This window comes from Nocardioides daejeonensis (assembly GCF_003194585.1).
Classification (GTDB): Bacteria; Actinomycetota; Actinomycetes; order Propionibacteriales; family Nocardioidaceae; genus Nocardioides; species Nocardioides daejeonensis.
The window spans coordinates 136,705-148,887 of record NZ_QHKZ01000007.1 but is presented as its reverse complement, the minus strand read 5'-3'; the positions used below and the strand labels follow the sequence as shown (position 1 = coordinate 148,887).

The 12,183-nt window shown below is 65.0% G+C and carries 12 protein-coding genes; all 12 read left to right on the top strand.

Annotated elements, in window-relative coordinates; genetic code table 11:
* Positions 1–14 precede the first annotated feature (14 nt).
* Positions 15–317 (top strand): ferredoxin, encoded by a 303-nt coding sequence (gene fdxA, locus DNK54_RS17670; protein WP_110208377.1) that lies wholly within the window; start codon positions 15–17, stop codon positions 315–317.
* Between the two features lie 49 nt (positions 318–366).
* Positions 367–1,671: a cytochrome P450 gene (locus DNK54_RS17665; protein WP_110208319.1), complete on the top strand. Its 1,305-nt coding sequence runs from the start codon at positions 367–369 to the stop codon at positions 1,669–1,671.
* A complete protein-coding gene (locus DNK54_RS17660) occupies positions 1,668–2,861 on the top strand; it encodes a cytochrome P450 (RefSeq protein ID WP_110208318.1) in 1,194 nt (397 codons plus the stop codon). The genes DNK54_RS17665 and DNK54_RS17660 overlap by 4 nt, the downstream gene beginning before the upstream one ends.
* Positions 2,862–2,878: 17 nt before the next feature.
* Positions 2,879–3,199, top strand: coding sequence for a 2Fe-2S iron-sulfur cluster-binding protein (locus DNK54_RS17655; RefSeq protein ID WP_110208317.1), 321 nt, complete (start codon positions 2,879–2,881; stop codon positions 3,197–3,199).
* Positions 3,196–4,458: an NAD(P)/FAD-dependent oxidoreductase gene (locus tag DNK54_RS17650; RefSeq protein WP_204164670.1), complete on the top strand. Its 1,263-nt coding sequence runs from the start codon at positions 3,196–3,198 to the stop codon at positions 4,456–4,458. Before DNK54_RS17655 ends, DNK54_RS17650 begins: the two co-directional genes overlap by 4 nt.
* A gap of 78 nt (positions 4,459–4,536) precedes the next feature.
* On the top strand, positions 4,537–5,577 hold the full coding sequence (locus tag DNK54_RS17645) for an NHL repeat-containing protein (RefSeq protein WP_204164669.1): 1,041 nt from the start codon (positions 4,537–4,539) through the stop codon (positions 5,575–5,577).
* Between the two features lie 53 nt (positions 5,578–5,630).
* Entirely contained in the window at positions 5,631–6,851 is a 1,221-nt protein-coding gene (gene fdhA, locus DNK54_RS17640) for a formaldehyde dehydrogenase, glutathione-independent (protein ID WP_110208316.1), read from the top strand.
* A 54-nt stretch (positions 6,852–6,905) separates the two neighbouring features.
* On the top strand, positions 6,906–7,895 hold the full coding sequence (locus DNK54_RS17635) for a helix-turn-helix domain-containing protein (protein WP_110208315.1): 990 nt from the start codon (positions 6,906–6,908) through the stop codon (positions 7,893–7,895).
* 32 nt (positions 7,896–7,927) lie between these two features.
* Positions 7,928–8,983, top strand: coding sequence for a maleylacetate reductase (locus DNK54_RS17630; RefSeq protein WP_110208314.1), 1,056 nt, complete (start codon positions 7,928–7,930; stop codon positions 8,981–8,983).
* Positions 8,980–9,873, top strand: coding sequence for an intradiol ring-cleavage dioxygenase (locus DNK54_RS17625; protein ID WP_110208313.1), 894 nt, complete (start codon positions 8,980–8,982; stop codon positions 9,871–9,873). The genes DNK54_RS17630 and DNK54_RS17625 overlap by 4 nt, the downstream gene beginning before the upstream one ends.
* A 6-nt stretch (positions 9,874–9,879) precedes the next feature.
* On the top strand, positions 9,880–10,785 hold the full coding sequence (locus DNK54_RS17620; protein WP_110208312.1) for an AAA family ATPase: 906 nt from the start codon (positions 9,880–9,882) through the stop codon (positions 10,783–10,785).
* A gap of 101 nt (positions 10,786–10,886) precedes the next feature.
* Positions 10,887–12,143 (top strand): VWA domain-containing protein, encoded by a 1,257-nt coding sequence (locus DNK54_RS17615; protein ID WP_162602530.1) that lies wholly within the window; start codon positions 10,887–10,889, stop codon positions 12,141–12,143.
* Positions 12,144–12,183: the final 40 nt, after the last annotated feature.

Here is a 12,183-nt window from a genome sequence, read left to right as displayed (position 1 = left end):
GGAAGGGGATGCTGATGACCTTCGTCATTGGAGCGCCGTGCATCGACGTGATGGATCGCTCCTGCATCGAGGAATGTCCTGTCGATGCCATCTATGAAGGCACTCGCATGCTTTACATTCACCCTCTCGAATGCATCGACTGCGGCGCGTGCGATCCGGTTTGTCCAACCGAGGCAATTGTCCCCGACCGGCGGATGCCGGATGCCTTCATCCCGTTCCGTGACGCTGCACGCGATCTCTTCAAGGACGAGGAATATTCGGGCGGCGGCAGCACTATCGGCCCCGTCCTTGACCCACCACTGGTGGCGCAGCTCTAGCCGCAGAACCACCCGCCACGAATCACTTCGCCTTCTTCAAGGAGACACCATGACCACGCCCGTACCCGCTTCGCCCGACGCCTCCGCTTGTCCCTATTCGAAGGTGGCCGCTGAGTTCAACCCGTTCATCGACCCTTATCTGGGTCAGCCGTACGAGTTTCTCTCACGGGCTCGCGCCGAGGAGCCGGTCTTCTACAGCCCGGAGATCGACTACTACGTCGTGACCAAGTTCGACGACATTCGCAAGGTGTTCCGCAACACCCGCAGCTTCTCGGCTGAGATCGCTCTGGAACCGCTGATGCCCTTGTGGGAGTCCTCCATCCAGAAGGTGATCGAGGCTGGCTACATTCCTGGCCCGGTATTGGTGAACGAGGACGAGCCGATCCACATGCAGCGACGCAAGCGGATCGGAGGCAGGTTCGACGCGCACCGCATCGAGGAGCTGGAACCACGGATCCGGAAGATCGTCACGGACTACCTGGATCGTTTCGTCCGACGTGGGCATGCCGACCTGGTGGACGACTACGTATGGGAGATTCCCGCATTGGTGATCTTCATGTTCATGGGTGTTCCTGATGAGGAGGCGTCCCTGGTCAAGCAGTTCGCCGCGCGGCGCACGCTCTTCACGTGGGGCCGCCCCACCGAGTCAGAGCAGAACCAGCTCGTCGAGGAGGTAGGCACCTACTGGAAGTACTGCGTACAGCACGTCACCCGCCTCAAGCAGAACCCTGGCGATGACTTCATGAGCGACGTCATCCGGGCAGCGGAGGAGGATCCCGAACTGTTCGACGACGTCTACCTGTACAACACGATGCTCAATTTCTTGTTCGCCGGTCATGAGACGACGACCAACGCTTCCGGGAACGCGTTCCGCACGCTGCTGGAGAACAGAGAGGCATGGGACCAACTGTGCGCTGACCCGTCGTTGATCCCGAATGCAGTCGAGGAGATCCTCCGCTATCAATCGTCAGTGATCGCATGGCGTCGACGCGCTACAGAGGAGACGACGATCGGCGGCGTGACCGTTCCCGAAGGTGCGAACGTCCTTCTGGTGCTCGGCTCCGGCAACCACGACGAAGCGGTTTTCGAGAACGCCGACGCCTTCGACATCCACCGCGACGACGCCTATAAGCACCTGTCGTTCGGTTTCGGAACACACATGTGCATGGGTGCTTCGCTGGCGCGCCTCGAGATGCGTGTCATTCTCGAGGAGTTGACCCGCCGGCTGCCGCACGCGCGTCTCGTCCCGAACCAGAGGTTCGCCTATTCCCCCAACACCTCGTTCCGAGGTCCCGAACATGTTCTGATCGAGTGGGACCCCGCCGAGAACCCGATGCCGGAGGACCGGCCGTGAGCATCACCGCTCCCGCCGTCATCGACGGGCCTCAGACCGACTACGACGCGTACTCAGATGAAGCGCTGCTGGACCCGTGGCGCGGCTATCGGATGATGCGTGACGCCGGCCCCATCGTGTTCCTGAAGAAGTACAACATGTACGCCGCCACGCGGTACGCCACCGTCGCCCACATTCTGCGGACTCCTGAAGTGTTTCCCTCCGGCGAGGGCGTCATGATGAACGACCAGATGAACCAGGTCCTGCGCGGCAACACACTGTGCAGCGACGGTGCTGTGCACGATGCTTCGCGACGCATCATCGTGAAGCCACTAACTCCCAAGTCCCTCAAGCCCCTCCAGGACGAGATCCAGCGCGAAGCGACGAGCTTGGTGGAACGGCTGATTCGACGCGGTCGAATCGAGGCTGTCGGAGACCTTGCGTCGCATCTCCCGGTCACCATCGTGTCCGAGCTTGTCGGGCTTCCTGAGGAGGGCCGTGAGCAGATGCTCACCTGGGCCTCTGAGATGTTCAACTGCTTCGGCCCGTCCGGGCCCCGCACAGAGAAGTCGTTCCCTGTCCTCGCGGAGATGATGGCGTACGCCACCAACCAGGCTGTTCGCGGGAAGCTCCGGCCCGGCAGCTGGGCAGAGGCGATCCTCGATGCCGCTGACCGAGGAGAGGTCAAGCCGGACCAATGCCCCGTCATGATGATCGACTACATGGGGCCGAGCCTCGACACGACGATCTCTGCGATCGGTAGCGCCGTCTGGTTGTTCGCCGAACATCCCGAGCAATGGGATCTGGTGCGCGAGGACCCTGCCTTGATTCCATCAGCTGTCAACGAAGTCCTCCGCCTCGAGTCTCCGATTCAGGACTTCTCCCGGTCGGTAGCAGTCGATCACAACCTGGAGGGCATCGCGCTCCCCGCCGGATCCCGCGTCATCACCTACTACGGCGCGGCGAACCGCGACGAGCGGCAATATCCCGACCCGGACGTTTTCGACGTGCGTCGCAACCCGGTGGATCACCTCGGGTTCGGAGCCGGTCCGCACGCGTGCGCCGGCATGAACCTGGCCAAGTTGGAGATGCGGGCCGTCCTGACCGCACTCGCATCGAGCGTGCGGCGGTTCGAGCTTCACGATGCTCGCCGTCCTGTCCACAACATCCTGCGTGGGTTCACCAGTCTCGACGTGACCCTCCACACCTGAAACTCAGGAGCATCGAAATGTCCAAGGTCACGTATCTCACCGAGGTCGCTCACACCGTCATCGACATCGAGCCGGGCACCAGCCTGATGGCGGCCGCTGTCGCCAACGCCATCGACGGAATCTTCGGCGAATGCGGCGGCAACGCCATGTGCGCTACTTGCCATGTCTTCGTTGAGGAGGGCCCGTTCACCGCGTTGCCACCGATCTCCGACGCAGAGGAGGAGATGTTGGACTGCACGGCAGCGCCACGGCGCCCCAACAGCCGGCTTTCCTGCCAGATTCCAGCGACCTCGGAACTGGACGGGCTGGTTGTCCGCATTGCCGAGGAGCAGTTGTGACCGACCCTCGACTGGCTCCGACAGATCGAGTGGTGATCATCGGTGCCGGCCACGGGGGTGTGCAGATGGCGCACTCACTGCGGGAGAACGGGCTTCAGGGCCCGATAGTCCTCCTCGATCAGGAGGCAGGACTTCCTTACCATCGCCCCCCTCTGTCGAAGTCGGTGCTCGAAGCGTCGGTGGCACCGGAACCGCCGCTGCTGCGAGCAGAGGCCTTCTACTCTTCCCACGAGATCACTGTTCGTCGAGACACGCCGGCGGTGCGTCTGGACCGGCACCGCCGATTGGTTCACCTCGCGACGGGTGTGCCGGAACCTTACGACCACGTCGTGCTCGCAACCGGATCTCGTGCGCGCTCGCTACCGGTTCCGGGAATTCACCTGGGAGGGGTGGCCCAGGTACGTACCCTGTCCGACGCGGTAGCGCTTCGTGCCCTCCTGGTCCAACCCGGTCAACGGGTGGCGGTGGTGGGCGGGGGATACATCGGACTGGAGGTCGCCGCGGCTGCTTCCGGTCTCGGCCATCACGTCACTGTGATCGAGGGAGCCGGCCGACTGCTTGCCCGGTCCGTTTCCCCCGAGGTCTCCGACTGCGTCCTCCGGTTTCATGCGGACCGCGGCTGCCGGGTCGAGCTCAACAGCTCGGTAGTCGCCTTCACCGGGGACGCGGGGATAGTGCGGGCAGTCGAACTCGCTTCCGGTGAGTCCGTTCCTGCCGATCTTGTCGTCGTGGGCGTCGGAGGCATTGCGAACTCCGAACTAGCCGTGGAGGCAGGACTCCAGTGCTGTGAGGTCACCCATGGGATCGTCGTCGACGACTGGTTGCGCACCGGCGACACCAGTGTCAGCGCGATTGGTGACTGCGCTACCTTCCCGAGTCGGTTCGCGGACGGTCAGATTCGGCTGGAATCCGTCCAGAACGCGGTCGATCAGGCGCGCTATGCCGCAGCCCGGCTCATTCACGGTTCGCACGAGCCCTACAACAAGGTGCCGTGGTTCTGGACGGACCAGGCCGACCTGAAGGTGCAAAGCGTCGGCGTCGCACGCCGCGAGGAGTCGCGAGTCGTCCTCGGCTCCGCGACATCGACTGAGTTCTCCGTGCTGCGCTTCCACCACGACTTCCTCGTCGCTGTCGACTCGGTCAACAGGCCAGCCGACCACATGGCTGCCCGCCGAATTCTCAGCGGCGGTCGCCGACCTACCCCTGCGGTCGCACGGAGACCGGGATTCGAACTCAAGGCCTTCCTGCTCTCTGCATGACTACCACCCCCGCGATCAATCGCTCATAGGTCGCGGCATCGAGCCACTCCACGATCAGCACAAGAAGGGAGCAGACACTTGCTCACCACCACTCCCGCCGTTCAGGCCATCGCGGACTGGGCGCAGTACTCCGAGATCGAGGGCGCCTCGGCGGCGTTCGCGCATCACGGCCTGGCGGTCACCTCGGCCGACGAGGTTGTCGCCTTCCACGCGGGCCAGCTCGTCACCTTCTCCCCAACCGGCGCGCTCCAGCGAGCGAGCCGCCCCGGACTCACCGAAGGGCACGGCCTCACGGTCGTGCAGGAGGACGGAAAGGACATGCTGTGGGTCGCCGACCCTGGATTCGCGATCAACTGCGGCGCCGGCACCGGGGATGGAAAGCTGCCCCCGACCTTCGGTCGCGGGTTGGATCTGGACGTACGGCCGGGCCGCGTGGTCAAGCTGACCCTCGGCGGCGAGATCACTCAAGAGCTCACGGCACCGCCGTCGCCTGACGACTTCCCCGGACCCTTCGCCCCGTACGCGCCGACGAGTGTCGCCGTCGACGAGGTCCGGTTCGGCGGCACCGGCAACGTCTGGGTTGCAGACGGCTACGGAAGCAATGCGGTGCACTGCTTCGACGCGTCCGGTGAGCTCCTCCAGACTCTGACGGGTAGTGAAGGAGCTGGACGGTTCGACTGCCCGCACGCCGTGTTCATCCATCGCCGAGAGGGACGCGACCCAGAGTTGTACGTCGCCGACCGGGGTAACGCCCGCGTCGCGGTGTACGGGCTTGACGGCACCTTCCTTCGTTCGGTCGGCGCGGGACTCCTGACGTCGCCGAGCGGCTTCGTCCGATGGGGAGACCTGCTCGTCGTCGTCGAGCTGTTCGCTCGTCTGACATTGCTCGATGAACGCGACCGGCTCGTAGGGCACATCGGCGCGGACCAGACGGTCACCGAGAGAGAAGGCTGGCCGAACGCGCTCGACAACGCAGGCTCGGCCCAGGTCCCTGGCGGCTTGCAGCCGGGTCGCTTGAACTCCCCTCACGCAGCAGCTGTGAACTCACGCGGCGAACTGATCGTGGCCGAATGGGTGATCGGAGGCCGGTACACCAAGTTCGTTCGCTGTCCCGACTGATCCAGCTCGCCGCACCTACGCACACCGACCCTAGAACCGATGAGAGGCACGCCATGACCACCAACCGTGCAGTTTCCTACCAGTCGCCGGGGACCGTGAGGGTCATCGACGTCGACTACCCCACCTTCGAGTTGAAGGACGGCCCGGGCGTCAATCCGGCGAACGTGGGCCGCAAGGTTCCCCACGGCGTGATCTTGAAGACGCTCACCACCAACATCTGCGGCTCCGACCAGCACATGGTGCGCGGACGCACCACGGCGCCGCCCGGACTGGTGCTGGGCCACGAGATCACCGGCGAGGTGGTTGAGGTCGGCCCCGACGTCGAGTTCATCAAGACGGGCGACATCGTGTCGGTTCCGTTCAACATCGCTTGCGGTCGCTGTCGCAACTGCAAGACCGGCAGGACCGGCATCTGCTTGAACGTGAACCCCGATCGCCCGGGTAGTGCCTACGGCTATGTGGATATGGGCGGCTGGGTCGGGGGGCAGGCCGAGTACGTCCTGGTGCCCTACGCCGACTGGAACCTACTGGTCTTCCCGGATCCAGATCAGGCGTTGGCGAAGATCCTCGATCTGACGATGCTCTCGGACATCTTCCCGACAGGGTTCCACGGCGCGGTCACCGCTGGCGTCGGCGTCGGGTCCACTGTCTATGTGGCTGGCGCCGGACCGGTGGGCTTGGCAGCTGCCGCATCGGCGCAGTTGCTCGGTGCCGCTGTCGTGATCGTTGGGGACCTCAACCAGGATCGGCTCGCACAGGCACGGAGCTTCGGATGCGAGACGATCAATGTCGCTGATGGAACCGTGACGGAGCAACTGGAGCAACTTCTCGGAGTCCCTGAAGTCGACGCCGCCGTTGACGCGGTCGGGTTCGAGGCGCGAAGCGAAGGCCATGGCGCAACGGCGACCGAGGCGCCCGCTGCGGTCCTGAACTCACTGATGGCCGCTACGGCTGCTGGCGGCTCGATCGGGATCCCCGGGCTCTATGTGACCGGCGATCCCGGTGCGGTGGACGCCGCGGCCCGGGTCGGCACCCTGTCGTTGAGTCTTGGCACGGGATGGGCGAAGTCGCTCTCCTTCACGACCGGCCAGTGCCCGGTGATGTCCTACAACCGTCAGCTCATGATGGCGATCCTGCACGACAAGGTGCAGATCGCGGACGCGGTCAATGCCACCGTCATCGGTCTCGAAGACGCACCTGCCGGCTACGCCGACTTCGACGCTGGCGCCGCTACGAAGTACGTGATCGACCCGCACGGCTGCACGGGGAAGTGACCGGCCGAGTGCGGTAGCGACGTCCGCTAGCCCTGCGTAGGAAGGAGACATCTCGTGTTGATCCCTGAGCGACGCACCTTCACGACTGAGAGCCACGTTGATGCTGCACGACTCGTGAGGCGATGGGAGCAACACAATGCGGACTCCTTGATCGAGTTGGCCTGTGAGGTTCCTGGTGGTCTCCACTTCCGTGCCCGTGAGGTCAACGTGAACCTCGAGCAGGTGCGATTCGCCCTCGTGAGCGGTACAGCGCACTCGGTCGCACGTGACGAGGAGCTGATCGCCGCGCGGCCGGGTGAGGCAATCGCTGTCTACGCGGCGCTTCGCGGCGAGGCGCTCCTCGAGTGCGACGGACGACGTCAAGTCGTTCGCCCAGGGCAACTGCTGGTGTGTGATGTCGACCGCCCGTTCCTGCGAGGCTTCGGTCACGGGCTGATGGAGTTCGCGGTGAGGATTCCGCGCCGCACCTTCACCGACTACACCGGTCTTGAAGGCTTGGTCAGCCCGTTGGTCATCGACTCTGACGCGAATCAGTTCGCGCGGGCCCTGATGCGGCTGGTCGGCCGTGCCGTCAACGCCGCGGTACCGACACCAGTCGACGAACAAGCGGTACTTGAGTTGGTGTCGGTTCTGGCCACCCCAGGTGAAACTCCCGCAAGTGCGGCGCACCGAGCCGCGGCGCGCATCTATGTCGACGACCACCTCACCGACCCGGGCCTCTCGGCAGGCGACGTCGCCCACGGGACCGGCCTCTCCGAAAGACACCTGTCCCGGCTCTTCGCCCAAGCCGGTACCAGTGTGCCTCGGCACGTTCTGGCTCGACGCCTGGATCTTGCTTACGCCTTGCTCGCTCACGGCGACGCACAACGAACCTCGGATGCGGCGCAGCGTTGCGGGTTCACCTCGACCGCCTACTTCTCCCAGTCGTTCAAGCAACGTTTCGCCGTCACCGCTGGCGAAGTGCTGCGGCTTGGTCGTGGAGTTGAACGAGGTTCCCAATTCAGCCAAGAGACGCTTCCCGCCGCCTCTCGCGGTCGTCGTTGAGCCACACTCGAATCAAGACCAAGGAGGTCGACATGCAGTTCGTCCATGAGTCGCTGCCGCAGCGGGTGCTGTTCGAGTCGGGTGGGGCAGCGACAGGGGTCGCATCCGAGGTCGAACGGCTCGGCGCTCGCCGAGTGATGGTGCTCGCTGCCCCCGCGGAAGCGAGCATCGCCGATCAGGTCACCACCGGAATCCCGGTGGTCATGCGTCACGACGACGTTGTGATGCATGTACCTACGCACGTTGCCGAGAAGGCGCGAGAGGCGGCTCTCGCAGCCGAGGCGGACGCGCTCGTGTGCGTTGGTGGCGGGTCCACCACCGGGCTTGCGAAGGCGGTCGCGCTATCGACCCGCCTGCCGATAGTGGCGGTGCCGACGACGTACGCCGGCAGTGAAGCGACTGCGGTGTGGGGGCTGACCCAGGGTGCTGTGAAGAAGACCGGAACGGACGCGGTCGTGTTGCCCCGCGCTGTGGTGTACGACGCCACCCTCACGCTCAGCCTGTCGGTCGAGATGTCGATCGCCAGTGGGCTCAACGCGCTGGCGCATTGCATCGACTCGCTGTGGGCACCGAAGGCAGACCCGATCAACGCCGCGTTTGCTGCCGAGGGAGTTCGCGCCTTGAACACCGGGCTGCCTCAGGTCGCGGACGCTCCCACGGGGCTTGCTGGCCGCGAACAGACCCTGTACGGCGCCTACCTAGCTGCAGCGGCCTTCGCATCGGCTGGCTCCGGGCTCCATCACAAGATCTGCCATGTTCTCGGCGGCATGTACAACCTCCCCCATGCACAGACCCACGCTGTCGTCCTTCCCCAGGTCGTGGCGTTGAACGCCCCCGGTGACGACGATGCCGAGCGGCGCTTGGCAGCTTCCTTCGCATCCGAGTCCGCGCTGGCCGGACTCATGGCCCTCAGGAACCAGGTCAAGGCTCCCGGAGCGCTGCGCGACTTCGGCCTGAAAGCGAGTCAGATCGCGGACGCCGTCCAAGCGATCCTGCCGGTCGTGCCCACCACGAACCCCACTCCTGTCACCAGTGAGAATCTCACCGCCCTGCTGCGTGCGGCCTGGGAAGGAAGCGAACCGCAATGACCGAAACGAAGTCGATCCACGCCGTACAACAAGCTCGCGAAGCCGAACTGGCTCAACAGGTCATCGGCTCGTTCGACGGCTGCGCGAATCCCAGGCTCAAGCAGTTGATGGTCAACCTCGTCACTCATCTGCACGGGTTCATTCGCGACGTCAGGCTCACCGAGGAAGAGTGGGCCACCGGGATCCGGTTCCTCACTGAAGTCGGCCAGGCGACGGACGAGCGGCGTCAAGAGTTCATCCTGCTCTCCGATGTGCTGGGCGCATCCATGCAGACCATCGGCGTCAACAACGAAGCGGTGGGCGATGCGACGGAGGCGACCGTGTTCGGCCCCTTCTTCGTCGAGGGTTCACCGTTCGTGGGTCAGGGCGGAAACATCGGCTCAGGTGCAGCCGGCGAGCCTTGCTGGGTGGAAGGGGTGGTCACCGACACCGACGGAGTGCCGGTGCCGAACGCCCGGATCGAGGTGTGGGAAGCCGATGGTGACGGCCTCTACGACCTGCAGTACGACGACCAGCGGACCGCTGCTCGCGGTCACCTGTTCAGTGACGAGCACGGGCGGTACAGACTCTGGGCCATCACTCCGACGCCCTACCCGATCCCGTCCGACGGCCCTGTCGGACGGATGCTGCAGGCAACCGGCCGTTCTCCGATGCGCGCCGCGCACCTGCACTTCATGGTGACTGCGCAGGGCTGCCGAACCCTCGTCACACACATCTTCGTGCGCGGTGACGAGCTACTCGCCTCTGACACCGTGTTCGGGGTCAAGAGCTCCCTGGTCCGAGACTTCGAGCGACACCAGGCGGGAGCGGCGGCTCCCGACGGAACGGTCGTCGAGGGTTCCTGGTCGAAGGTTCGGTTCGACATCGTCCTCGGCCCGGCAGGAGTGTGATCCGTCATGTCACTGTTCACGTCCGTCGACGATGCCCGCACCCGGTTGGCAAGCACCGGCTACCTCGTCGATGACGAGTTGGCGACGGTGGTGTTCCTCGCCGACGCCATGGGCAAGCCGCTCCTGCTAGAAGGCTCGGCGGGGACGGGAAAGACCGAACTTGCCAAAGCGGTCGCGGCGAGCACCGGCGCGACGCTGGTCCGGCTTCAGTGCTACGAGGGTCTCGATGAGGCGCGGGCTCTCTACGAGTGGAACTATCGCAAGCAACTGCTACGCATCCAGGCCACCCAGGCGCGACCTGACCCAGGTCGACTGGACGAGACATGGGACGCAGTACACGAGGACATCTTCAGCGAGGAGTTCCTGCTGGAACGCCCCCTGCTTGCGGCGATACGGAGCCCGGATCCGGTGGTGCTGCTCATCGACGAGACCGACAAGGCCGACGTCGAGGTCGAGGGCTTGCTGTTGGAGTTGCTGAGCGACTTCCAGGTGACGATCCCCGAGCTCGGCACCATAAGGGCGACGAGGCGGCCTTTCGTCGTACTCACCTCGAACGCTACGCGCGAGTTGTCCGAAGCCTTGAAGCGCCGCTGCCTCCACTCGCAGGTTCACTACCCCAACGCCGCTCGAGAGCGAGCCATCGTGCGCAGCCGCGTTCCCGAGGCTTCGGAAGCGCTGACTGATCAGATCGTGAAGGCGGTGCGCGGGATGCGTGCGCTTGACCTGCGCAAGCCGCCTAGTGTCGCTGAGACGATCGACTGGGCTCGCGCTGTGGGGAAGCTCGGTGGCTCGGAGCTCGGCACGGTGGTTGCGAACCAGACCCTCGGCGTCGTGCTGAAGAACGACACCGACAAGGTCAAGGTTCGCGAGCAACTGCGTGGCGTTGCGCTGGCCCCTTCGGGGCCACGGTGACCCCTCCTGGCATCAGCGCAGACACAGACGTCGGGGTGCGCTTGGTCGTCGCCCTTGTCGTGCGCCTGCGGGCCGGTGGTGTTCCGGTCTCGACCAGCGAGGTGCTCGACGCCGTCAGCTCGCTTGTCCACATCGAACTTGCTTCGCGTCCTGCGGTACGGGCAGCCCTCCGGGCGAGCTTGGTCAAGGACTCTTCCCATGAAGTGCTGTTCCAACGTGCGTTCGAGGCGGTGTTCGTTCGAGCTCGCTCCGACGTGCCTTCGGATTCCGGCGGCAGGGGTATGGACCCCGCTCCAGAACCGGGTAGAGATGCACTGCTTGACTCGGTTGCGCACGCGTTGCGGGAGGGCGACGGAGCCGCTCTGGATGACGCCCTCGATGTCGTGATCCAGCGGTTCAGCGCCAACGGCGACGACGGACGTTCGGCCGGCCACCACACACAACGGGTGCTTCGCCGGATGAGCGTCCCTGACCTCTACCGCCGATATCTGGAGGCGGGGGAGGAGACCGACGGCACGACCGCCGCCGAAGCTCGAGTCGCCATGGAGCAGTTGAGCCGACGACTTACCGACCTGCTGTCCGGACGGTTGCGTGACGGCGAAGGTGTTCACGCTCAGCAGTGGGAGGACCCGGAGGACCGCGCGTTGCTTCGAGCTGGTGCCGACGAGCTTGCCGCCATGCGTGCGACGATCCGTCCCTTGGCGCGCCGTCTGGCGACCCGCCTGGGTGCGCAGCATCGGTCCGGTGGTTCGGGACTCGACATGCGCAAGACGATCCGTGCGTCGATGAGCACGGGCGGAGTCCCGGTCCGGCCGGCTCTTCACCAGCGGCGGCCGAGCAGACCCGACGTGCTCGTCCTGTGCGACGTCTCCGGTTCGACAGCCCAGTTTGCGCCCTTCACCCTGACTCTCCTGAACGCGTTCCAGGAGGAGTTCCGACACCTCCGTTCGTTCGCCTTCATCGACGGCATCGTCGAGATCACGGGGCTGCTCGCGGCCGGTCCGGGCGTGATCGACCCGCACCATCTCCTGACGCGACGAGGCCTGATCGCGCAGGACGGGCGCAGCGACTACGCGCGCGCGTTGACCACCTTCCTGAAGGATTGGGGCTCTGTCGTGTCTGCGCGGACGACCGTGATCATTGCCGGCGACGCTCGATCACACGAACATGCGCCAGCGACGGCGATGGTGGCGGAACTTCGATATCGAGCCCGGCGGCTCTACTGGCTCAACCCAGAGCCCCGAACGGAGTGGGACACCCTCGACTCTCGCGCGTCGGAGTACGCCGCGCAATGCACCGACGCGTTCGCGGTGGCCACCATTCGTCAGCTGGCGACCGCCGTCACCCAGATCTTCTGACCGGAGGGACCTGTGAAAGAGCAGTTGTTGACCCTGGCGA

Bases quoted from the DNA above. Each gene is read 5' to 3' on its own strand.
- fdxA (WP_110208377.1), top strand. From the start codon at position 15: ATGACCTTCGTCATTGGAGCGCCGTGCATCGACGTGATGGATCGCTCC.
- DNK54_RS17665 (WP_110208319.1), top strand. From the start codon at position 367: ATGACCACGCCCGTACCCGCTTCGCCCGACGCCTCCGCTTGTCCCTAT.
- DNK54_RS17655 (WP_110208317.1), top strand. From the start codon at position 2,879: ATGTCCAAGGTCACGTATCTCACCGAGGTCGCTCACACCGTCATCGAC.
- fdhA (WP_110208316.1), top strand. From the start codon at position 5,631: ATGACCACCAACCGTGCAGTTTCCTACCAGTCGCCGGGGACCGTGAGG.
- DNK54_RS17630 (WP_110208314.1), top strand. From the start codon at position 7,928: ATGCAGTTCGTCCATGAGTCGCTGCCGCAGCGGGTGCTGTTCGAGTCG.
- DNK54_RS17625 (WP_110208313.1), top strand. From the start codon at position 8,980: ATGACCGAAACGAAGTCGATCCACGCCGTACAACAAGCTCGCGAAGCC.
- DNK54_RS17620 (WP_110208312.1), top strand. From the start codon at position 9,880: ATGTCACTGTTCACGTCCGTCGACGATGCCCGCACCCGGTTGGCAAGC.